Raw genomic sequence first — 23,694 nt, forward strand, 5'->3', positions numbered from 1 at the left:
ACATCACCGGGATGGATACGTGAATCCTTCTCCAATGACTTCGCGCACTTTATGAATGACGACGAAGGCGCGGGGATCCGCTGCTTCGACGATCTGTTTCAACGGTGCCAGTTGTCGTTTATCGACGATCATATACAACATATCATTTTTTTGTTTCGTGAAATGACCGTGACTGTGAATGACCGTTGCACTACGGCCGAGCGTCTCTGTCAGGATTGTCGCGATTTCCTCTTGGCGATGACTGATGATCGTGACCGCTTCGCGGACATTCAATCCTTCGCTGACGAGATCAATCAAGTACGAACCGATGATGATCGCAATCAACGTATACAGCATCGTCTCTTCTCCGAATAGGAACCCTGATGCGCCGACGACTGCGACGTCGATGATGAACATCGAAACCGCGATACTGAGATTGAGATACTTATTCATCAATCGAGCGATGATCACACCCCCACCCGTCGTTCCTCCAGCACGAATAACAAGTCCGATTCCGACACCAATCAGAATACCCGCATAGACCGTACCAATTAAACGGCTATCCGATGATGTCGCTAGATTTGCTGTCGAAGAGAGGACAAACGATGTGACGGCGACCGAGATGACGGAGTAAAGCATCGTCTTCCGGCTAAGGAATCGATAACCGACGACGAACAGCAAAGCGTTCGCAATCAGGGAAACAAGTCCCGTATCCCAGCCATAGAGGTAGTAGAAGATGACCGTGATCCCGATCAATCCACCTTCTGATAAATCGTTTGGAATCGTAAAGTAATTGATGCCAAAGGCAAGAATGGCTGATCCAATGATGACCCAAAAAATATCCTTCCAAGAAATTAATTGCATTGCTTCAAAAGCACGGCGTCTTGTTTCTGCCGTTGTTGTTTTTCGTACGTTCATATGCGTTCCTCCTTTTTTGATTAGGCGTGGCTTCCAATAAAAATTCCGTACTGAAACGATGTCAGTACGGAATGATCACACGGTAAGACCGGTTCTTTTAATTAAATACAATCCAAAGGATACCGACGACCAAAAAGGCGATCGAAACCCCGAACATGATTTTCGCTAAACGTTCTAACACGGATTCACCCCACTAACGCTGATCCGATGACGTAGGACATGCCGATCGATAAGGCACATGAAATAATACCGACAGCAATGTTGCCGTTCTCGATTTCACGGTCTACCGGCAAATTCGGTGTCAGGAATTCAAAGATCCAGTATGTCGATATCAACAGTAAGAAGCCAAAAGCACTTTCAAGAAATATCGACCCGACCCGTTCTTCCCCTTGAACAGCGAAATGAACGATATTGGCGAGTCCGATGATTTTTCCACCTGTTGCTAACGCAACGGCGATGTTGCCACTCTTGATATGTTCCCAGTTTTTATACCGGGTTGTCAACTCAAAAAGTGCAAGTCCTAAAATGATCAGTAATCCCGCGACCGAATAGAGCGCTGTCGTATAGACATAGACGTTCTCAAAAATGTTCATCCTGCTTTCCTCATTTCAGTTCGATGATCGTCACACCGTGTCCGCCTTCACCTTGACCACCTAAGCGGTGACCTTTGACGTGACGATGACCTTTCAAGAATTCTTGGACACCTTGACGCATCGCTCCCGTACCCAGACCATGGATAACACGAATATGGTCGTAGTTCGATAACAAAGCTTGGTCCATGAAGCGTTCGAGCTTCGATAATCCTTCTTCAACACGGACGCCACGTAAATCCAGTTCAGCGGAAGGCGCCGATTGTTTCGTCACACTCGTACCACCAGAACGCCCTTTTGTTTGAGGACGTTTTGGAGTACTGCCGATCTTCGCGAGATCTTCCGGTTTGACGTTCACTTTCATGATGCCGACTTGAACGGTGTACTCGCCGTTCGCCTGTTGGTTGATGATATAGCCTTTTTGATTGAAGGTCGTGACTTTGACTTCTTCCCCTTTATCAAAACGTGGCGTTTGATCGTATTTCGCTTTAACTTTAGCGATCCGTTTTTCTTGCAGACTCGGCTTCGCATCTTCAAGTTTTTTACGTGCCTCGATCAATTCATGCTCTTTGACGGCACCAGCGTCTCGTAATTCCTTCAAACGTTTAATGACGCCTTCCGCTTCTTTTTGGGCACGTTCGACTGCACGTGCTGCTTTTTCTTCCGCTTTTGCCAGAATCTCATTTTTCTCTTCCTGGATCTCGGCTTGTTCTTGCTCGAATTGCTCACGCTCTGCAACGAGTCGTTTCTTCTCTTCTAGCAACTGAGCCTCTAACGTCTCAGCACGCTGTTTCGCCTCTTCCAGTCGTTCGATCATCGTTTCGACGGACTGTGCGTCGCTACCGATTTGACCACGTGCCGCATCGATGATCCGGTCTTCGAGTCCGAGACGTTTTGAAATCTCGAACGCGTTCGAGCGTCCCGGTACACCAATGAGTAAGCGATACGTCGGACTGAGGGATTCGACATCGAATTCCATCGACGCGTTGACGACTCCTTCTCGGTTATAGCCGTACGCTTTTAACTCCGAATAGTGCGTCGTCGCTGCAACACGTGCTCCGCGCCGTTTCACTTCATCAAGAATCGCGATCGCCAGGGCAGCTCCTTCTGTCGGATCCGTTCCCGCTCCTAATTCATCAAACAGCACCAAACTCATGAAATCGATTTTCTCCATCATCGAGACGATGTTCGTCATATGCGAACTGAACGTCGACAAGTTTTGTTCAATCGACTGTTCATCCCCGATATCGGCATAAATCGCATCGAAGACACTGAGCTCCGTCTCATCTGCTGCCGGTACGTATAGTCCTGATTGAACCATCAATTGCAGAAGACCGATCGTCTTTAAGGTAACTGTCTTACCACCGGTGTTCGGACCGGTGATGACGAGTGATGTAAAATCGCCACCTAGCGAGACAGTGATCGGCACGACTTCATCTTTCGGGATGAACGGATGTCGAGCTTCCTTCAAGATGATATGGCGATTTTCATTCAAGCGTGGTTCAACCGCTCCGATCTGATGACCATACAACGCTTTCGCCATGATGAAATCAAGTTCTGCTAATACATCAAGATTGATGCGCAGCGAGTCACCGACACTCCCGACAAGTGCTGATAATTGGGCGAGGATTCGTTCGATTTCCGCCCGTTCTTTCAAACGCGCTTCTTGAATCTCGTTGTTCGCAGAAACGACGGCTTGTGGTTCGATGAATAACGTCGCTCCAGAAGCTGACTGGTCGTGGACGATCCCACCGAACGCTTGACGATATTCTTGTTTGACCGGGACACAGTAGCGATCATTTCGCATCGTCACGATGGCGTCAGACAGCATCTTCGCTTTACTACGTAAGACACTATCGATTTTTGAACGAACTTGTCCTTCGAGCGAACGCAACTGACTACGTAACGCTCGTAATTTATCACTTGCCGAATCTTGAACAGTTCCTTGGTCGTCAATGGCATGACGAATCCCCTGTTCGATCTCAACGAGCTTCGTGATCTGTTCGATTCGACTATCGAGTCGTGGTAATCGTAGATCCGGGTGATCCTCATGCAATCGTTCTTGGAACGCCTTCACTTGACGTCCTGAATAAACGACGTCTGCGACGGATAAAAGTTCACTCGTCGAGAGGACCGAACCAATTTCTGCTCGTTTCACTTCACTGCGGACATCTGTCAATCCACCGAACGGATAACGGTCACGCAACCGGTAAACCGTCGTTGCTTCCGTCGTGACGGCTAATAATTCCTTGACCTGCTCGAACTCTTCCGCCGGACGCATCGCTCGAACGAACTGTGCTCCAAGTGAGCTTGCCGTGAACGATAACATGTTTTCTTTTAACTTCTCATATTCTAAGACGCGTAATGCGTTGGCATTCATTTAATCCACTCCTAAACGTTTTCGACCGAAGAAAGCAAGTGCTGCTTCGGCACTCCACGTATTGATGACATCAGACGCCTCCAAATAGGCTTTACGTGCATGGAGGACTCCAAGTTTCATATCTTCTAACATTTCTGGTCGGTGTGTATCTGTATTGATCAAAATTTTCACACCAGCAACCTTCGCTTTTGCTAGGGAACTTGCCGTCAAATCGAATCGTGCCGGGTTTGCATTCATCTCAAGCGCTGTTCCTGTCTCGGCTGCTAGTTCGATCAAGCGATCAACGTTAACGGCATAGCCCTCTCGTCTACCGATGATTCGTCCTGTCGGATGGGCAATCAGAGAAACGTAAGGATTACGACACGCATTCTCAAGCCGTTGCATGATCTCTTCTTCCGTCTGATCGAATTTCGAGTGAATCGAGGCAATGACGTAATCCATCTCTTTTAAGAAATCATCTTCATAATCGAGCGACCCATCAGGCAAGATATCCATCTCGACGCCACATAAAATCGTCATCTCAGGATGTTTCTTGCGTGCTGCTTCGATTTCGACACGTTGCGCACGTAGACGCTCTTCCGTCAATCCATTGACGAATTTCATATACTTACTATGGTCGGTGATCGCCATCCATGTATACCCTCGTGCAGCACACGCATCGACTAATTCTTCAACAGATAATGTTCCATCTGACCATGTCGTATGCATGTGTACATCTGCTTGGATATCCTGTTCCGTCAAAAGGCGTGACAAATCCTGCTCGAACTCTTGACGCCCTGCTCGTAATTCAGGTGCGATGAACGGTAAGTCGTACCGCGCAAACAATTCTTCTTCCGTCTTCGGCTGCACTAATCCTCGCTCGGTCTCAACGCCATATTCAGAAATGCTCTCTCCCCGTTCTTTGGCAAGTTGACGCATCCGGACATTGTGATCCTTCGAACCCGTGAAGTGATGTAACGTTGACGCGTACGCCGCGTCATCGACGATTCGGAAATCAACCGCGATATAATGGACGTCTCGTTTTAAGACGAGTGATACTTTCGTACTGCCGGCAGCAATGACTTCATCGATGAGCGACAGTTCCAATAGTTGCTCCTTGATCCGATCCGGTTCGTTCGTCGAGAGGATAAAATCAAGGTCCTTGCACGTCTCTTCTGCTCGGCGGAAGCTCCCACCAACTTCGAAGCGAATGATTTCATCGAACGACGCAAGGGTCTGATTTAATTCCGCAACGACCTTCCGCATGACACCATACGGTAATCGTTCCGGTCGTGTTTCAAACGTTTCGAGCGCTTTGACGTACTTTTCGACCGTCTTCTTACCGAATCCAGGCATCGTTTCGACTGTACCATCCGCTAATTTCTCTGCAAAGGAATCCGCATCAATGACGCCGACTTCATGCAATTTAGCAAGTTTCTTCCCACCAAGACCTGGGATCTTTAGTAAAGCGATCAGTCCTTCCGGTACTTCTTGTTCGAGTTCCGTCAGTGCCGTACTCGTTCCCGTTTCCCGGTACTCCTCAAGAACAGCGGCCGTTCCTTTACCAATCCCCTTCATCGCCGTGAAATCCTCGATTGCCATGAAGTCAGCATCGGATGCTTCGAGGATACTTGCTGCTTTTCGGAAAGCATTGATCTTAAACGGATTTTCCCCTTTAACCTCTAGATAGACTGAGATTCGTTCCAAGTGACGCATTGCATCTTGAATCGTACGCATGTGCAATTCTCCCCTCAAAAAAAGCTCCCATTTAACGGGAGCATGTTTATTTTATCAATCCAACTTTGTCCATCAGCCAATTCGCAAGGAGCGGTGTATGTTGGATGATGAAGCTTGCCAAACTAGAGTCTGCGATCGCATCCTGTATCGACTGAATCGGAACGAATGCCGCTAAGAACAAGAGCAAGAAGATGAAGATATACATCTCGATGAAGCCGAAGACGCCACCTAATAATCCTTTGACTTGTTTTAAGATCGGGACATTCGTCAACGAATCAAACATCGACAATAAGATCGCTAAGATGATTTTTGTACCGAAGAACAGGACGACGAACCAAAAGGCTTTATAGAACACTTCATCGAGTCGTGCTGAACTTGGAATTGCGAACATCGTCAAATCGATTCCCGCATCATCCAGCGTCGACGGATATGGAACCCACAAACGGAATTTCGTCGCCAGTTCCTCATAGAACGACAAGGCGACGATGAAGGAAATGATCAGGCTGAGCAAATGCCCGGCCTGCAATACGACTCCCCGTCGGACACCTGTCATGATGCCTAAGGCGAGAAGTAATAAGATAACGAAAGAAATCATAGTTTATAGTTCACCCAAATTCTTTTTTATTTTTACGTAATCACTACCAATATTAAGCGCCGCTAGGACGGCGATTTGACGAACGTCGAGTTGTGGTGCTTGTTCTCGGATTTCTCGAATTTTCGTATCGACGAGGAGACCCACTTCGCGTACGTGTTCTGGCGACTCCGTTCCGACAATCGTATAATCATTGCCTGCGATATGAATCGTCGTCCGGTTCAACCCTTCTGAATCAGCCATTTTTCTGTCCTCCTCATACTTTGCTTCTTTCATATAGTACCATCATTTTCGTTTTAGGAAAAGAAGTCCCCCATCGGTCTTAAGGATGGTATGCTTAATCCCGGAAAGGGAGGTTATCTCGTGGGAACTATCGTTTTACGCTTATCTAAAGAAAAGCAAGATCTCGTCATACAAGAGTTTAAACAAGGACAGACGAAGAGTCCACCGTATGCTCGTTTCGCCGCTAAAGTACCCGGATGTGTCATCACGATTTACAATTCTGGAAAAGTGATGTTTCAAGGAACCGAAGCCGAAACGATCGCTTCACGCTTCGGCACGGCTACACCGACTAAATCGAAGGAACCACTTGTTTCAACGTTACCAAATGGTTTTGCAGAATGGTCCGTCGCTGGCAGTGACGAAGTTGGAAAAGGCGATTTCTTCGGTCCACTCGTCGTCGTCGCTTCCTTCGTTGATCGAAAGCAGATTGCACTCCTTCGAGAACTGGGTGTACGTGACTCCAAGCACTTGAATGACACGGAGATTCGAAAGATCGCCCGTGATCTTCATGCCGTCATTCCGTACACATATCGTATCCTACACAATCCAGAATACAATCAAATGCAACGCACGATGACACAAGGAAAGATGACTGCCCTGATGCATAATGATGTCCTGCAGCGACTTCTTGACAAACTGGAGACGAAACCAGAAGCGATCTTGATAGATCAGTTTGCTGAAAAGACCGTTTACTATAAACACTTGTCTGGTGTCATCAATCCCGTTCGAGAAAATGTCTACTTCTCGACCAAGGCGGAACAACTCCATGTCGCCGTCGCTGCCTCCTCGATCATTGCTCGCGCCATCTTTTTGAAGGAGATGGACAAGTTGAGTGAAACAACAGGTGTCGTCATTCCAAAAGGTGCTGGTGCTAAAGTGGATCAAGTCGCTGCCTCACTGATTTTACGTTATGGAGCTGACAAACTTCGTGACTGGACGAAAGCCCATTTTGCGAATACGAAAAAGGCACAACAACTAGCTGCGAAACGAAACCGACCATGACCTTAACGGAATGGTCGGTTTTTTAAATGACGGACTTCCCTTCAGACAGTCGTTCTAATTCCGCAAGCAGTATGTGTTTTTCATTAAAAGGAATCGTTTTTGTACCGATTCGTTCTACCTCGTCATGACCTTTCCCGACGATGACGATGCGTTTCCCTTCGTGCGCCAAATGCGCTGCTTGTACAATCGCTTCGTGACGGGATGTATGACATCCTACTAAATGTTCACGTGAAATATCGACGATTAACTCTTCGATGATTCGATCCGGATTCTCTGTCCTCGCATCATGGACCGTTGCGATGATGTGTTCACAATATTTACTTGCGATTCGCCCCATCTCCGCTCGTTTCGTTCGATCACGCTCTCCAGCTGCACTTAAGACGACCGATAGCGACTCTCCGGAAGAAGTGAGTGCCTGCAAACATTTTTCTAGACCATCCGGTGTATGGGCATAATCGATATAAATCTCACAAGGTGCCCAGTCCAGTCGTTCGAGTCGTCCTTTCGGCAATTCCAGTTCTGGAATATGACGAATCAACGTATAGAGGTTGGCATCGCCTGCCCGCAACAATCCCATCGCTGCCGCTAAATTCGCTGCATTGAACTCACCTAGTAAAGCTGTCGGCACACGTGTTGTCGTCTCGTCGATCCGCACATTGACGGTATCCGTCAGCCATTCGACAGCAATCTGTGACGTTCGGTGGGGTTTCGTCGTATACCAGATAACGGGTTGCAAAGGCGCAGCTTCTCGCATGACGCGACTCCAACCATCTTCTCGATTCAAGACGATGGTCCGACCATTTGACGCAGCGACTTGTTGAAACAACAAAGCTTTCGTCTTTGCGTAATCTTCCATTGAATGATGATAATCCAGATGATCATGCGTCAGGTTCGTAAATGCTGCCGAGTGGAAAGACACTCCCTCGACTCGACCTTCGGCTAGTGCGTGAGAAGACACTTCAATGATGCAATCCGTCACGCCTTTTTCAACCATTTCATATAACAGTCGATGTAAGATGATGGCTTCAGGCGTCGTATTCGGCGTCTCAATGAGTTCCTCGTCAATTCGTGCACCGACCGTGCTGATCATGCCGGCTTTCACACCTGTTGCTCGAAAGAGATCATACGCCAATTTCGTCGTCGTCGTTTTTCCGTTTGTTCCGGTTACACCGTAGACACGCATCTTTTGACTCGGTTGATCGTAAAAGCGATTCGCGACTTGACCTGCAAGTCGTTTCGTATCCGGCACGGTAATGACGGGAATCGGGCAATCCGGAAACGATCGTTCAGCTAAAATCGCCACAGCCCCGTTCTCGATTGCCTGATTGATATAATCGTGACCATCAACCGTGTAGCCGTTGATACAGATGAATAATCCGCCAGGTGTGATTTGTCGCGAATCGGTTGCGATATTCGTAATGAGTGGATTGATTGCTTCCTTTATAGTGAGTGGTAATAGTTCATTCAGAAGCTTCGCTAGTCGATTCATGATGTACTCTTCCCTTCTTGTCTCTTCTCTATGTCAAGATGAATTAGTGAACCAATCACATAAACAGTCGTATCCATTGTTTCAAGTAAATCAAATACTCTTTTACGGAACATACCCGCTTTAAGACCTGCTTAATCTTTTATCATGCTAGAAAATTATTCTCTTCAATGCTCGAAATGAGTGTTTCTTCCCTTGCACCTCTTAATCAGCTTTGATACACTCTTAAAGTTAACTAGTTAACTAAAAGGAGAAATAGGATGCTTTACACACAAGAAGATGTACTCGGACAACTATCAAAAGTCTCACGTCTCGTAAAACGAGAGATTGATGCTACCTTGCTTCCCTACTCGTTACATACGGGTCAATGGGCACTAATAAAAGCAGTTGCATTACTACAACCTGTCTCACAAGTCCAACTGGCCGATTACTTAATCATTGAAAAACCAGCTGTGACGAAAACCGTCTCACGTCTTGAGACGCTTGGTTTCATCACTCGGATAAAAGAAGGACGAACACACTTTGTCTCATTGACACCTTTAGCCATTGAACGGTTCGACCAAATCGATGCTGCGGTCCAAGAGACCCACCAACGCTTACTCGCCTCCTTCTCCCTCACCGATCAGCAACAGCTTGGTGAGTGGATGACGCACCTACTTACTCTACATCGACAGGAGGAATCTTCATGACCACTCGGTTATTCTCGCGTCATTACGTCATGACGCTGATCATTAACCTATTGCTCTTCATCACGTTTTATCTACTTAATGCCTCACTTCCTTTACTCGCTGCTAAACAGTTTCCAGTCTCCGCTTCAGCACTCGGGTGGATCGTGACGAGTTTCATCCTGGCAACCGTCTGTTCTCGTCCACTGATCGGTCACTGGTTAGATCGTTATGATTTAAAGCGTGTCTTAATGGTCTCTGCAAGTCTCTTTACAGTCATGAGCCTCTGCTACTTGCTTGTCCTACCACTGGAATCATTCTTCTATTTAATCGTTATTCGTATCATCCACGGGTTTAGTTTCGGAATGTTATCTTCTTCGATCAGTCTCGCCGTTACGACATTGATTCCAAAAACACGTCAAGGTGAAGGGATGGGCTATTTCGTCCTATCGATGAACTTGGCATCCGTCCTCGGTCCTGTCATTGGTCTAACCTTTGTTCAAGAAAAAGCATTCGTTCTGTACTTCGTGACAGTTGCTGCCCTAGCAGTCATCGCCTTGTTGTTAATGATGCGTCTACCGCTGACGAGTCAACATATTCCAAGCACGTCCGCGTTTCGTTTAAGTCAGTCCCTCTTCTTATCACGTCCGCTTTTGTTGATAGCAACTCTGTTGGCAGGCGTTGCGATTTCTAGTACATCAGCGTTTATCTCACTGTATACGGACTCGATCGGACATGTCGCATATGCTTCTTATTTTTATGCATTAGTCGCTCTCGGGATGGTCGGGATTCGACCGATTGCCGGAAAATTGTTTGATCAGCGAGGAGCTGCATTCGTGTTGTTGCCATCGTATGTTCTTTATATGATAGGCTTTGTCATTCTCGGCATGTATCCTTCGTTTGCCGGTTTATTGCTTGCAGCCGTCATTATTGGAGTCGGTTCTGCTTCTATCTTCCCTGGTCTTCAAACCGTTCTCTTGAACTTCGCCCCTCCCGCACAGAAAGGAAAAGCCATCTCGACCTTTTTCCTTGCTTACGACACAGGTTTTGGAATCGGTGCCTTGATTCTTGCTTCTGTCGCAAGCGGTATCGGCTATTCCAATATGTTCTTGTCCTGTAGTCTGATCGTTCTCGTAAGTGGTCTACTGTATTTCACCTTTACGAAACGACAAGCTGCGTCATCTGAAACAGAAGAACTTGCTTCTTGAATCTGTCGTCAAACGAAAACAGCCGCCTTCCTCTGAAAGGAAAGCGGCTGTTTGTTTATCCTGGTTATGCGCGAAGTTCCGCATTGAACGTTTCTTTCACTGCATCTACGACTCGCTGTTGCGCTGTCGTGATTTCTTCATCGACTAACGTCCGTTCTTTGTTTTGATAACGGAGGGAGAAAGCGAATGATTTTTCATTCTCTCCAACGTTCTCACCCGTGTAGACATCGAACAATTCGATCGTCTGAAGAAGTGGACCGGCTGCTTCCGTCATGACATCGACGATGGATTGCGCCGTCACTGATCGCTCGACGACGATTGCTAAGTCGCGTGTCATTGATGGGAAACGTGAAATTTCCGAGTAGACCTGCTCTTCTTTCGAACGTAGTGCCATCGCCTCTAATTCAAAGACGTACACTTCTTTTAGACCATACTGTTCTTTTGACAGACCAGGATGCACTTGACCGACGAATCCGATCGCTTCTCCGTCAAGCAAAATGCGCGCCGTCCGTCCTGGGTGCATCGATGGAATGCTCGCTGCCTCGAACGTCAACGTAACACCAACTGCAGAAGCGAGTGTCTCGACGATTCCTTTCATGACGAAGAAATCTGTTTTGACGAGCGTTCCGTGCGCACGGTGTTGTTCTGACACACCGACTGCGACGCCACCGATCATTTCTTGTTCAATCGGGAGTGTCTCAAGTGACGCATCCCGTTGCAGATAAACACTGCCGAGTTCATAAAACGCGACATCGGCATGCTGTCGTGCGACGTTATGCTGCGCGACTTCAAGGAGTCCCGGAATGAGTGACGTCCGCAGTGTCGAACGTGCTTCACTGATTGGCATCGCCAATTTGACCGGATGCAAATCTTCTCGTTCATTGAATTGCATCGCGCGTTGTTCGCTCGTCAATGAATACGTGATGGCTTGCGAAAGACCTGCTCCCTGCAATGTCCGGCGTAAATGACGACGGTGAATGTTCCGTTTTGGTAAGAAACCACGGCTCGCTTCAGACGGTAAGCTTGAAGTCAGTGCATCATATCCGTAGAGACGAGCGACTTCTTCCGCTAAATCAGCTGGAATTTTCAAGTCTTGGCGGCGAGTTGGTACGCTAACTGTCAAGGCATCACCCGATAATTCAACACCGAGACCAAGACGTTCGAGTAACGTTTGCATGACCGTTCCTTCAATCTCCATACCAAGACGGTGATTGATGTACGAGACACTCGCTTCAATCAAGTGATCGTTAAGCTCGAGCGTTCCTGCTTGAGCGACACCAGCCTGAACCGTTCCACCCGAGAGTTCAGCAATCAAAGTTGCAGCCCGATCGAGTGCTAACAAGACACGACGTGGATCAACGCCCTTTTCGAAACGAGCACTCGAGTCCGAGCGAAGTCCAAGAACACGGCTCGTCTTCCGGACGGAAATCGGTGCGAAGTAAGCTGATTCTAAAATGATCGATGTCGTGTTTTCATCGACTTCGGTATTCGCTCCGCCCATGACACCAGCAAGCGCGACCGGGTGTTCACCGTCAGTGATGACGAGCATCGAAGAATCGAGCGTCCGCTCTACTTCGTCGAGCGTCGTAAACGACTCTCCTGCGTGCGCTTGACGCACGACGATCCGTTTTCCGAGTTTTTCAGCATCAAATGAATGAAGCGGTTGACCTGTCTCGAGTAAGACGAAGTTCGTAACGTCGACGACGTTGTTGATCGGACGAATCCCGTTCGCGATCAAGCGGTTTTTTAACCAAGTCGGTGATTCTTGAATCGTGACGCCTTGAATTTCTCGTGCCGCGTAGAACGGGCAGTCCTCTGAATCAAGCGTCACGTCGACTGCCGTCGCAGTTTCTGCTTCGTTGACTTCAACGACCGGGAAAGTCGGTGTCGTATCGTAAAGCGCCGCCACTTCGTATGCGACACCATACATGCTGAGGCAGTCCGACCGGTTCGGCGTTAATCCAAGTTCGAGGATTTCATCACGTAGACCGAGTAACTCCAAAACGTCTTGTCCTGGTGTGACTGGTTCACGGAACGTATGGATCCCGTCCTGCTCATCTTCTCGGATATATTTCTTTTCGAATCCGAGTTCTTCGAGTGAACAGATCATCCCTTCTGAGACGACACCTCGTAATTTAGCACGTTTGATTTTAATACCTGGCAGGCGAGCTCCGACGCGTGCGACGATGACATCTTGTCCGGCTTCGACGTTCGGTGCACCACACACGATTTGGACCGGTTCGTCTTGCCCGATGTCGACCGTCGTGACATTCAATTTATCTGCTTCTGGATGTTTTTCTTTCGTTAATACACGTCCGACGACGATGTTGTTCAACGCCTCATCCCGGACATCTACGCCTTCGACTTCGATTCCGCTCTTTGTAATCAAATCAGCCAAATCTTGTCCTGATGTATGACTGACATCCACATATTCGTTCAACCATTGTTTTGAGACTAACATCTGCGTTCCCCCTTAAAACTGTTCGCTGAAGCGAACGTCATTCGTATAGAAGTGGCGAATATCATCGACACCGTATTTCAACATGGCAATCCGTTCGATACCCATCCCGAATGCGAAACCTGACATTTTCGTGCTATCATATTCGGCCATTTCGAGCACGTGAGGATGAACCATTCCAGCGCCCAGAATTTCAATCCATCCCGTCTGTTTACAGATGTTGCATCCTTTACCGCCACATTTGAAGCACGAGACGTCGACTTCGACGGACGGCTCCGTGAACGGGAAGAAACTTGGGCGTAAGCGGACTTCACGTGCTTCACCGAACATCTGCTTCGCGAAGGCTTCAAGCGTTCCTTTTAAGTCTGCCATCGAAATCGATTCTCCGACGACGAGTCCTTCGACTTGCATGAATTGGTGCGAATGCGTCGCATCATCTTCGTCTCGACGATAGACTTTACCTGGGCAGAGAATGCGGATCGGTTCACCTTTAGAAGCGAGCATCGTCCGTGCCTGGACCGGTGACGTATGCGTTCGCATCAAAATTTCTTCCGTGATGTAGAACGAGTCTTGCATATCACGTGCCGGGTGATCCTTCGGTAAATTCAACATCTCGAAGTTGAACAGATCTTGCTCGACTTCTGGACCTTCCGCAATCGTATAACCGAGTCCGACGAAGATGTCTTCGATCTCATCCGTCACCTGTTGCAAGAGGTGCGCATGACCGACCTTTTTCGGACGTCCTGGTAACGTGACGTCAATTGCTTCCGCTGCCAGTTTCGCATCCATTTCTTGTTGTTTGACAGCTGTCAGACGTTGTTCCAATTGCTCCTGGATTGCTTGACGAACCGTATTTGCGATCTCACCGACAACTGGTCGTTCTTCCGCTGATAACTTTCCCATTCCTCGTAATACTTCTGTGATTGGTCCCTTTTTCCCGAGATACTTGACTCGGACGTCATTGAGATCTTTTTGTGTTGTTGCCTGATCGACTAATGTCAACGCTTCATCGCGTAATGCTTCTAATTGCTCGCGCATCTTTCCCACTCCTTTAGTTGAAGATATAAAAAAACGTCCCTCCGGCAAATGCCGAAGGGACGATGTAAACACCGTGGTACCACCCTTGTTTGACTTTTCAATCGAAAAGTCCTCCAATTGCGCGATAACGGGCGCATCCCGTCACGATCTCTCGTGCGACTCCGGAGTGAATTCGGTTAGCAGATTCATGAAGCAGTTTTCAGTCTACGACCGCTTCTCCCTGATTGAATCGTTCCCTAACGTACTCTGTTCCATCAACGTCCATGATGTATTCCTGATGTTCACTTTAGCATGAACGCTTACCGGTTTCAATCCACGCTTGCAAAATGATAGAGCAAAATGCCAGCCGCTACTGCCGCATTCAATGACTCCGCTTTACCACGAATCGGGATGTAAGCACGCTCATCACAGTAAGAGAGCAATTCTGGCGCAACGCCTTGTGCTTCGTTTCCGATGATTAAACCGAGTGCATCCATCGGTGCGATCGTTTGATAAGACGTCGCTCCTTCTAACGCCGTGCCGATTACCGCAATTCCTTGTTCGTGCAGGGCATTGACTGCCTCTTCGAGTGGCATGGAGATGACTGGTAGGTGGAACAGCGATCCTTGCGTCGCACGGATGACTTTTCCGTTATAGACGTCAACTGTTCCCGGTCCGACGACGACCCCATCGAATCCAGCTGCGTCAGCTGTCCGAATCATCGTCCCAACGTTCCCTGGATCTTGCAGACGATCGAGCAACAAATAGCGTCCTCGCTCTAATTGTGCCGAAGCTTGTTTCATCTCACAGACAGCGAAGATGCCTTGCGACGTTTCCGTCTCAGCCAGTACTTTGATGACGGCATCATCAATCGTAAAGACATCGGCATTTCGTTTCCAAGAACCGGGTACTTGATACGATTCACGCACAATCAATTCCTTGACGATTCCAGCGCGAACAGCTTCTTCAATCAAGTGTTCTCCTTCAATTAAGAAACGGTTCGTCTGCAGACGTCCTTTTTTCGTTAAGAGTTTTTTCCATTGTTTAACGATTTCGTTCTTTGCTGATGCGATGTGCTTCATTGTTTTATTACCCCTCGTAGATCGCTTGGACAGTCTCCGCATCCAGACGTTTTGTCACAGCAACGACTAAATCGACGGCTGCTTCGAAATCGGCTTTATGCATGATTGAGACGTTCGTATGCAAGTAACGGATCGGTACAGTCAATGCAAGTGATGGAACACCTGTATTAGACAAATGGAATTTCGCTGCATCCGTTCCGCCACCTGGTGTTAAGTCCAGTTGATACTTGATATTTTCTTCTGTTGCGACTTTCGTCACGAAATCGATCAATCCACGATGTGCGATCATCGACGCATCGAACATGATGACTTGAACGCCTTCACCTAATTTCGACAATGCTTCACGATCGGTCATTCCTGGCGTGTCACCCGGGATACCTGTATCGACAGCAAAGGCGATTGATGGTTTCAGCAGGTGTGCGACAGTTTGAGCCCCACGTAATCCGACTTCTTCCTGAACAGTCGCTCCTGCGAAAATCGTGTTCGGATGACCGTCTGCTTTTAAGCGTTTGATTGCTTCGATTGCGATGGCACAACCAATCCGATTGTCCCACGCTTTTGCCATCAAGAAGTTCTCATTTTTCATCACAGTAAATTCGCAATGTGGAACGACCGTATCACCCGGACGAATTCCCCAACCGTCGACTTCTTCTTTTGATGAAGCACCGATATCGATGAACATGTCTTTAATGTCGACCGGCTTATTGCGCGCTTCCGGTGGTAAAACATGAGGTGGTTTTGCTCCGATTACACCTGGAATGACTTCACCAGATGACGTCACAATATTCATACGCTGTGCCAAGAGGACCTGACCCCACCAACCGCCGAGTGGTTGGAAACGAAGGAATCCTTTTTCATCAATCTTCGTGACCATGAATCCGACTTCATCCATGTGACCCGCAATCAATACACGTGGTGCATCTTCGCCTGCGCCTTTATGTTCAGCAAAGAGACTACCGAGACCATCCTGGTGGAATGCTTCTGCATGAGGTTCTAAATATTCACGCATGAGGTTCCGGACTTCTTTTTCGTTTCCCGGTACACCTGTTGCGTCCGTGAGACGTTTTAGCATATGTAATTGTTCGTTCATCTGATTTCCTCCTTAGTAACCGTTGTCTTGTCGCACATGGTTTGCTTCATTTTTAGAAATGTAAGCCTTGAAAATCATATCCTGTGTAAAGCCTAGTGTAGCACCTAATGCAAGGTATGCACCAATTAGAACATCATAACTTTGTTCCGTCCGCGAAATCGCAAAGACGTTCGTTTTGTTATAGACGTCTAAAAAAGCATCTGTTGCTGTCAAATAGAAGTCACCTTCTGTAAAATGACTTTTCTTGTAATCAAGTGCTAAACCTAGTGAGAGTAGAAAATGGACGCCATCGACATATTCCTCAAGAATTGTGACTTGAGCGGATGGTCCCTTCTTCGACCAGAACTTAAAGCAACGTGTCTCGTTCGCAAGTTCACCGAGTTCGACCAGTAAGGCGAGCAGACGCTCGTCGAATTGATTGCCTGTCAATTGATGTTCTGACTGAATCCGTTTATCCAACTGTTCTTGCATCTCAAAAAGTGTCAACCAATCCATCTTTAATTCTCCTTCTATCTAAAAAAATCATATGACCGTCTCATCGACGTGCCTTCTTATTTTATCATTAAATCGAAAAAAACGTCGGAGAATTAAATTCCCCGACGAATTGTAGAACTTAAGCGTTCAATTTTGCTTTTGCTGTGTCAGCAAGTGAAGCAAATGCAGTTGCATCTGTAACTGCGAGGTCAGCGAGCATCTTACGGTTAACGTCGATACCAGCTAATTTAAGACCATGCATCATGCGGCTGTAAGAAAGACCGTTGATACGTGCTGCCGCATTGATCCGAGTGATCCAGAGGCGACGGAAGTCACGTTTCTTTTGACGACGGTCACGGTAAGCGTACATGAGAGATTTCATGACTTGCTGTTTCGCAACCTTGAAGAGTGTATGTTTCGAGCCGTAGTAGCCCTTAGCTAATTTGAGTTGTTTTTTACGACGTTGACGAGTCGTATATCCGCCTTTTACGCGTGGCATATAAATTCCCTCCTAAATCTGTATACGATTGGATAAATTACTTCGCGATCATGTGACGGATGCGTTTGAAGTCACCCGTAGATACCATGCTAGCTTTACGTAATTTACGTTTCGCTTTTGTTGATTTGTTACCGAACAAGTGGCTTGTGTAAGCACGACCACGTTTCAATTTGCCAGAAGCAGTACGTTTGAAACGTTTAGAAGCACCGCGGTGCGATTTCATTTTAGGCATGAGAGATTCCCTCCTACTTCGATTCGATTAGTCTTCTTTCTTAGGAGCAAGCACGAGGAACATGCTGCGTCCTTCCATCTTCGGTCTCTGTTCCACAACACCGAACTCACTTAAATCCGTTGCGAGGCGTTCGAGAACGCGTTTACCGATTTCCGAGTGAGTGATGGCACGACCGCGGAAACGAATGCTCGCTTTCACTTTGTTACCATTCTCCAAGAATTTCTTCGCATTACGGAATTTCGTTTGGAAGTCGTTCTCCTCGATCGTCGGGCTAAGACGAACTTCTTTCATCTGAATCACTTTCTGATTCTTCCGAGTTTCTTTGTCCTTCTTTTGCATCTCGAAACGGTATTTACCGTAGTCCATGATCTTACAAACTGGCGGCGTCGCTTGTGGAGCGACCATGACGAGGTCAAGTTCCGCTTCCTCTGCGAGACGTAGCGCTTCATTGCGTGATTGGACACCTAGTTGAGCACCATCCGCTCCGATAAGACGAACTTCCCGGGCACGGATGCTTTCATTGATTAACAGATCTTTGCTAATGGTTAGCACCTCCATCGTGCAATGCACGAAAAATGAATGATAGAAAACGCTATAAAAAAAGCGTCGGCAGTTCTTCCCGCCCACACTCATAAGGAACGTCAAGGCATAGCAGTCGCTACACATTGCGTATCTTCATGATGAACCAGTACGAGTCGTCATACATGGTGAGAAGCGGGATGCTTCTGCTTTGTTGTCATTTCACTTTGCTATCATAGCACTTGTTTTCCCGTGATGTCAAGCCGCTTTCTATGTTCTTACAGAACGTTGCTCACATACTTGATTATAATAGCAATCCTTTGACGGATAAGCAAGAAGTTTCTAACCTGTTTTTCACGGGTACACTCTTAACATGGAAAAAAAGATTCAGAACATTCGCAAGCAAAATTGTTTATTTAGAATGATTATTGTTTTATAATCAATTTAATCTTACATAAGGGGGAGAATAACAGATGACTGAAAAACGATTAACGACCAATCAAGGTGTACCAATCGGAGACAACCAGAATTCACGTACGGCTGGACGTCGCGGACCAACGTTATTAGAAGACTATCAATTAATTGAAAAGATGGCCCATTTCGACCGGGAACGTGTACCTGAGCGTGTCGTACACGCTCGTGGATTCGGTGCTCACGGTGTCTTCACTGTCAAAAACTCAATGAAAAAGTACACGAAAGCTGCGTTTTTACAAGAAGAAGGGACAGAAGTTCCTGTCTTCGCCCGTTTCTCGACTGTTATTCACGGCACGCATTCTCCAGAGACACTCCGCGATCCACGTGGATTCTCTGTCAAGTTCTATACAGAAGAAGGAAACTGGGATTTCGTCGGGAACAACCTTCCTGTCTTCTTCATTCGTGACGCTATGAAGTTCCCGGATATGGTCCATTCACTTAAACCAGATCCACGCACGAATATTCAAGATCCCGACCGTTACTGGGACTTCATGACACTTCGTCCGGAATCGACGAACATGCTCATGCATCTCTTTACGGATGAAGGGATTCCTGCAAGTTACCGTAAAATGCGTGGTTCTTCCGTCCATTCATTCAAATGGGTGAACGCTCATGGCAATACGGTTTACGTCAAACTACGCTGGGTACCGAAAGCTGGCATTCATAATCTCTCAGCAGAAGAAGCGACAGAGATTCAAGGAAAAGACTTCAACCACGCTTCAAACGATACGTTCCAAGCGATTGAAGACGGAGATTATCCGGAATGGGATCTGTTCGTACAGGTGCTCGATCCGGCTGACGTCGATCAGTTCGATTTCGATCCGCTCGACGCAACAAAAGATTGGTTTGAAGATGTCATCCCGTTCCAACACGTTGGTACGATGACACTGAACAAAAACGTCGATAACTACTTCGCTGAAACAGAATCTGTCGGATTCAACCCAGGTGTCTTGATTCCAGGGATGTTACCATCTGAAGATAAGTTGTTACAAGGTCGTCTGTTCTCTTACTCAGACACACAACGCTACCGTATCGGAACGAACTACCAACAACTTCCGATCAACTGTCCGTTCGCACAAGTGAACAACTACCAACGTGATGGTGCAATGCCAGTTGGTCAGCAAACGAGTCCGGTGAACTACGAACCAAACCGTTATCAAGAAGAACCAAAAGAAACACCAGAGTATACGGAAGAAAACCAGCCGTTACTTGATGATAAACACGGTCGTCTCGAAATCGAGAAGACGAACAACTTCGGTCAAGCCGGCGAAGTATACCGTCGTCTGACAGAAGACGAGCAAGCAGCTCTTCTGAAGAACCTCGTCAATGATCTCGAGCAGGTTCGCCATGAAAATACGGTCTTGCTTGCAATCTGTAACTTCTACCGTGCTGATGCTTCACTCGGTCAGAAACTATCAGAAGCGCTTCAAGTCGATATCGAACCGTTCTTACAACAAATGCGTTCATAACGTAAAACAAGCACCCTCGACGCTAGTCTTGGGTGCTTTTGCTTGGTTTAGTACGGAACAAAGTCATATCGTTCAGCTGTTGCATACGTATATTCGTTTAGTTTCGTAAATAAGACGATTCTATTTAATTGAACATCTTTGGCAGTATTTTGTTGCATGTACTGTTTTTCTGTTTCCGTAAATGAGTTATAAATTGGTGCATATCCATCGCTTTGAAACGGTTGCATTTGAATCGCACGATCGGCGTTTTCGAATGTATTATAGCGAATCGTCCCACCGATGATGCCTCGCCCTAAAATCGTCATCGCTTTTCCGTCTGCCCGGTGTACATTGCGAATCGTATTGTTGATGACGGTCGGATTTTTCCAGTTCATCATCGAAATGGCATAGTCCTTCGTCTTTTCGATCAAGTTATTTTCAATCCGGATATTCGTGTGTAAACGATTCTCTGTATATTGATGTGTGCCAATGGCGACGTTGATGTTAGAAAAAACATTGTTTCGAATCGTGATATCCGAATTTGGTGTACCATCTTGAGCAGACCACTTCCACGGAAAACCTTTCGTGATTGGATCCGGTGTATCTAAGTTAATCGATTCATTTGGTCCTGTATTCGCTATCATTGTCGCATCCACGAACTTCATATTTTCAATCGTCGCGTTTTTCGTCGCGTCTAACTCCATCGCATGTGATCCTTTTTGATTACGCACTGTGATGCCACCGATATATAAATTTTGGTTGTGTGCAATCGCAAAGGCAGATCCTCGCGAAAAGCCGTTTAAGTCGATTTGTGCGTTTCCTTTTCCGATGATTCGTGCGTTTTTCGTACCGTTGTATTTCGACATTTTTTTATTCAGACGTAACACAGACGGTGCTACTAAATCAAAGACACTCGTCGTCGCACTAATTTTCGACGTTCCTGTTTCAGATGTCTTTTTGATGATGACTCCGTCTTCTAAAATGACCGTCGTGTTCGATGGAATTCCGACACGCAGTGGAGATAGATATGTTCCTTTCGTTAAAACTAGTGTACCCCCACCCTCTTTTTCAAGTCTTTCTAAATAAGAACGCATCGTATAATGATTTCGTGTTTTCGCATTGTAGGTCGTGTATTTTCGAATCAAGGGATCGATTGCTTCTGTTTTTGGTGTGATGCGATATGTCTTTTTAGTTGTTGCTGCTTTTGGCTGTTCAGCTGAAGTTCCTATGAACAAGAGGGAGGCAGCAAGTGTTATTGTCAGTGTTCGTTTCAATGTCATACGTCCTTTCTACTCATAAAACAAATTTATCCATTTCCCATTACATTCTAATCCTTTCCCAAATAAAAATAAATATTTCCATCTTATTTTTTCAAAACTAACTCTCTTGTTTATCGGATCTACTTCATTTGTTTTAAAGGATATACAAAAAAACCGATCATCCCGTAAAACGGAACAATCGGTAATACGCCATTATTTTGAACGGTTTGCGATTTCTGTTTCTAAATCGGATACGAATTGTTCAAGTGATGCATTGCTTGAGTCTTTTGAGCCGTAGCGACGAATGTTGACTTCGCGTGATTCGACTTCTTTATCACCTAAAACGAGCATGACTGGTACTTTGTTGACTTGTGCTTCACGAATCCGGTATCCGAGTTTTTCGTCACGGAAATCTGTTTCGACACGAATTCCTTTTTTCAGCAAGATCGCTTTGATTTCACGAGCATAGTCTTCATGCACTTTAGAAACCGGAATCAATTTCACCTGAACCGGTGCAAGCCATGTTGGGAACGCGCCTTTGTATTCTTCGATCAAGTATGCAACGAATCGTTCCATCGTCGAAACGACACCTCGGTGTAAGACGACCGGACGGTGATCTTGTCCGTCATTTCCTTTGTACGTCAATTCGAATCGCTCTGGTAAGAGGAAGTCGAGTTGGACTGTCGAAAGCGTCTCATCTTTACCAAGTGCTGTCCGAACTTGAACGTCAAGCTTCGGTCCGTAGAAGGCAGCTTCGCCTTCTGCTTCGAAGTATTCCAGTTCGAGCTCATCCATTGTTTCTTTTAACTCACGTTGCGCCATTTCCCAAATTGCATCGTTATCGAAGTACTTCTCTTTATCCGCTGGGTCACGGTACGAAAGACGGAATTTGTAATCCGTGATTCCGAAGTCAGCATAGACTTCTTGAATGAGGTGAACGATGGCTTTGAACTCATCTTTCATTTGGTCAGGACGGACGAACGTATGGCCATCGTTTAGGACCATGTAACGAACGCGTTGGAGTCCAGTTAAGGCACCAGACATCTCATACCGGTGCATGCCACCAAGCTCCGCGACACGAAGCGGTAAGTCACGGTACGAACGTGGTTCGTTTTTGTAGACCATCATGTGGTGTGGACAGTTCATCGGACGAAGAACGAGTTCTTCATTGTCCATCTCCATTTTCGGGAACATGTCATCTTGATAGTGATCCCAGTGACCCGATGTCTTGTATAGATCGACTGAACCGAGGACCGGTGTATAGACGTGCTCATATCCAAGTTCGAGTTCTTTGTCGACGATATAACGCTCGACTGTCCGACGGATCGCTGCTCCTTTTGGTAGCCACATCGGAAGTCCTTGACCGACTTCTTGAGAAGTGAAGAACAATCCAAGTTCCTTCCCGAGTTTACGGTGATCCCGCTCTTTCGCTTCAGCAAGGAAGTGGAGATGTTGTTTCAACTGGTCTTTTGTTGCCCATGCTGTACCGTAAATCCGTTGAAGCATTTTATTTTTTGAATCGCCCCGCCAGTAAGCACCAGCAATGCTCATCAATTTGAAGACTTGTAACTTCGCTGTTGCTGGAACGTGTGGTCCACGGCAGAGATCGAAGAATTCGCCTTGACGGTAAATCGTCAAATCCTGATCAGCAGGAATCGATTCGATCAATTCAACTTTCAACGGATCATTGAGTTCTTTATAAATCGCGAGTGCTTCGTCACGTGAGACGACTTCGCGTTCGATCGACAAGTTCTCACCCGCGATTTTATTCATCATCTTCTCGATTTCCGGAAGATCTTCTTCAGTTAGGCGACGTTCCATATCGATATCATAGTAGAAACCATTCTCGATTGTCGGTCCGATCCCGAGATGAATCGTTTCATCTGGGTATAAACGTTTAATAGCTTGTGCCATCAAGTGAGCCGATGAGTGACGAATCAAGTCGAGACCTTCTTCTGAATCCGGCATAATCAATTCGATTGTGCCATCCTCTTCGATTGGACGACGGTAATCGATGGCGTGTCCATTTAGTTTTGCAGCAAATGCTTTTTTACGAAGTCCTGGGCTGATTGAAGCCGCAACCTCTTCAGCTGTCGTGCCGACTGCGAATTCTTTTACGGCGCCGTCTGGAAATGTAAGTGCGATGTTTGACATGACTGTTTCCCCCTTTAACAAAATAAAAAAGACTCATCCCTAAAAAGGGACGAGTCTTAATCTCGTGGTACCACCCTCGTTCCCGGACCATGTACTGGTTCGGCTCGAACACGCGTTAACGGGCGTGAGGCGCAAACGGATTAGCCCCGTTCGTGCTATGAGGGAGTAAA

21 protein-coding genes are annotated in these 23,694 nt (G+C 46.7%); 4 read left to right on the plus strand and 17 right to left on the minus strand.

Annotated elements, in window-relative coordinates:
• Positions 1-3: 3 nt before the first annotated feature.
• From ASF99_RS10870 to zapA, 6 genes are all read right to left on the minus strand, one after another.
• Entirely contained in the window at positions 4-897 is an 894-nt protein-coding gene (locus tag ASF99_RS10870) for a YitT family protein (protein ID WP_023469000.1), read from the minus strand.
• 185 nt (positions 898-1,082) lie between these two features.
• Positions 1,083-1,490, minus strand: a complete 408-nt coding sequence (locus ASF99_RS10875; protein ID WP_023469001.1) for a DUF350 domain-containing protein — start codon at positions 1,488-1,490, stop codon at positions 1,083-1,085.
• 10 nt (positions 1,491-1,500) lie between these two features.
• The gene (locus tag ASF99_RS10880) at positions 1,501-3,867 is read right to left on the minus strand and encodes an endonuclease MutS2 (protein WP_055968740.1); all 2,367 of its coding nucleotides are present in this window, start codon (positions 3,865-3,867) and stop codon (positions 1,501-1,503) included.
• The gene (polX, locus tag ASF99_RS10885) at positions 3,868-5,583 is read right to left on the minus strand and encodes a DNA polymerase/3'-5' exonuclease PolX (protein ID WP_035396571.1); all 1,716 of its coding nucleotides are present in this window, start codon (positions 5,581-5,583) and stop codon (positions 3,868-3,870) included.
• A 46-nt stretch (positions 5,584-5,629) separates the two neighbouring features.
• The gene (locus ASF99_RS10890; protein WP_023469004.1) at positions 5,630-6,178 is read right to left on the minus strand and encodes a CvpA family protein; all 549 of its coding nucleotides are present in this window, start codon (positions 6,176-6,178) and stop codon (positions 5,630-5,632) included.
• Between the two features lie 3 nt (positions 6,179-6,181).
• Positions 6,182-6,418 (minus strand): cell division protein ZapA, encoded by a 237-nt coding sequence (gene zapA, locus ASF99_RS10895; protein WP_029342308.1) that lies wholly within the window; start codon positions 6,416-6,418, stop codon positions 6,182-6,184.
• A gap of 120 nt (positions 6,419-6,538) precedes the next feature.
• Here zapA and rnhC point away from each other — a divergent pair, with 120 nt between their 5' ends.
• Entirely contained in the window at positions 6,539-7,459 is a 921-nt protein-coding gene (rnhC, locus tag ASF99_RS10900) for a ribonuclease HIII (RefSeq protein WP_023469006.1), read from the plus strand.
• A gap of 22 nt (positions 7,460-7,481) precedes the next feature.
• Here the strand turns inward: rnhC and ASF99_RS10905 are convergent, their stop codons facing one another.
• On the minus strand, positions 7,482-8,948 hold the full coding sequence (locus ASF99_RS10905; protein ID WP_023469007.1) for a UDP-N-acetylmuramoyl-L-alanyl-D-glutamate--2,6-diaminopimelate ligase: 1,467 nt from the start codon (positions 8,946-8,948) through the stop codon (positions 7,482-7,484).
• Positions 8,949-9,205: 257 nt separating this feature from the next.
• Here ASF99_RS10905 and ASF99_RS10910 point away from each other — a divergent pair, with 257 nt between their 5' ends.
• Positions 9,206-9,634: a MarR family winged helix-turn-helix transcriptional regulator gene (locus ASF99_RS10910; protein WP_023469008.1), complete on the plus strand. Its 429-nt coding sequence runs from the start codon at positions 9,206-9,208 to the stop codon at positions 9,632-9,634.
• On the plus strand, positions 9,631-10,818 hold the full coding sequence (locus ASF99_RS10915) for an MFS transporter (protein ID WP_023469009.1): 1,188 nt from the start codon (positions 9,631-9,633) through the stop codon (positions 10,816-10,818). The genes ASF99_RS10910 and ASF99_RS10915 overlap by 4 nt, the downstream gene beginning before the upstream one ends.
• Positions 10,819-10,882: 64 nt before the next feature.
• On the opposite strand, the gene pheT is transcribed toward ASF99_RS10915, so the two are convergent.
• The 8 genes from pheT to infC form a co-directional block, all read right to left on the minus strand.
• Positions 10,883-13,279 (minus strand): phenylalanine--tRNA ligase subunit beta, encoded by a 2,397-nt coding sequence (gene pheT / locus ASF99_RS10920; protein ID WP_035396567.1) that lies wholly within the window; start codon positions 13,277-13,279, stop codon positions 10,883-10,885.
• 12 nt (positions 13,280-13,291) lie between these two features.
• Positions 13,292-14,314, minus strand: coding sequence for a phenylalanine--tRNA ligase subunit alpha (gene pheS / locus ASF99_RS10925; protein ID WP_035396564.1), 1,023 nt, complete (start codon positions 14,312-14,314; stop codon positions 13,292-13,294).
• A 308-nt stretch (positions 14,315-14,622) separates the two neighbouring features.
• The gene (locus ASF99_RS10930) at positions 14,623-15,408 is read right to left on the minus strand and encodes a TrmH family RNA methyltransferase (protein WP_369792088.1); all 786 of its coding nucleotides are present in this window, start codon (positions 15,406-15,408) and stop codon (positions 14,623-14,625) included.
• Positions 15,383-16,465 carry a M42 family metallopeptidase gene (locus ASF99_RS10935; RefSeq protein ID WP_055968742.1) on the minus strand — a complete coding sequence of 361 codons (1,083 nt, stop codon included), beginning with the start codon at positions 16,463-16,465 and terminating at the stop codon, positions 15,383-15,385. The genes ASF99_RS10930 and ASF99_RS10935 overlap by 26 nt, the downstream gene beginning before the upstream one ends.
• Positions 16,466-16,477: 12 nt before the next feature.
• A complete protein-coding gene (locus tag ASF99_RS10940) occupies positions 16,478-16,960 on the minus strand; it encodes a dUTP diphosphatase (protein WP_023469014.1) in 483 nt (160 codons plus the stop codon).
• 118 nt (positions 16,961-17,078) lie between these two features.
• Positions 17,079-17,438, minus strand: coding sequence for a 50S ribosomal protein L20 (rplT, locus tag ASF99_RS10945; RefSeq protein ID WP_012371057.1), 360 nt, complete (start codon positions 17,436-17,438; stop codon positions 17,079-17,081).
• Between the two features lie 37 nt (positions 17,439-17,475).
• The gene (gene rpmI / locus ASF99_RS10950) at positions 17,476-17,670 is read right to left on the minus strand and encodes a 50S ribosomal protein L35 (protein WP_023469015.1); all 195 of its coding nucleotides are present in this window, start codon (positions 17,668-17,670) and stop codon (positions 17,476-17,478) included.
• A gap of 27 nt (positions 17,671-17,697) precedes the next feature.
• A complete protein-coding gene (infC, locus tag ASF99_RS10955) occupies positions 17,698-18,228 on the minus strand; it encodes a translation initiation factor IF-3 (protein ID WP_029342318.1) in 531 nt (176 codons plus the stop codon).
• A 434-nt stretch (positions 18,229-18,662) separates the two neighbouring features.
• Between infC and ASF99_RS10960 the strand changes: the two genes are divergently transcribed.
• Positions 18,663-20,132, plus strand: coding sequence for a catalase (locus ASF99_RS10960; RefSeq protein WP_023469017.1), 1,470 nt, complete (start codon positions 18,663-18,665; stop codon positions 20,130-20,132).
• Between the two features lie 47 nt (positions 20,133-20,179).
• On the opposite strand, the gene ASF99_RS10965 is transcribed toward ASF99_RS10960, so the two are convergent.
• Together ASF99_RS10965 and thrS are read right to left on the minus strand one after the other, a co-directional pair.
• The gene (locus ASF99_RS10965; RefSeq protein WP_235515927.1) at positions 20,180-21,385 is read right to left on the minus strand and encodes a hypothetical protein; all 1,206 of its coding nucleotides are present in this window, start codon (positions 21,383-21,385) and stop codon (positions 20,180-20,182) included.
• Between the two features lie 198 nt (positions 21,386-21,583).
• A complete protein-coding gene (thrS, locus tag ASF99_RS10970; RefSeq protein WP_055968747.1) occupies positions 21,584-23,524 on the minus strand; it encodes a threonine--tRNA ligase in 1,941 nt (646 codons plus the stop codon).
• Between the last annotated feature and the right edge of the window lie 170 nt (positions 23,525-23,694).

This window comes from Exiguobacterium sp. Leaf187, assembly GCF_001423925.1.
Lineage (GTDB): Bacteria > Bacillota > Bacilli > Exiguobacteriales > Exiguobacteriaceae > Exiguobacterium_A > Exiguobacterium_A indicum.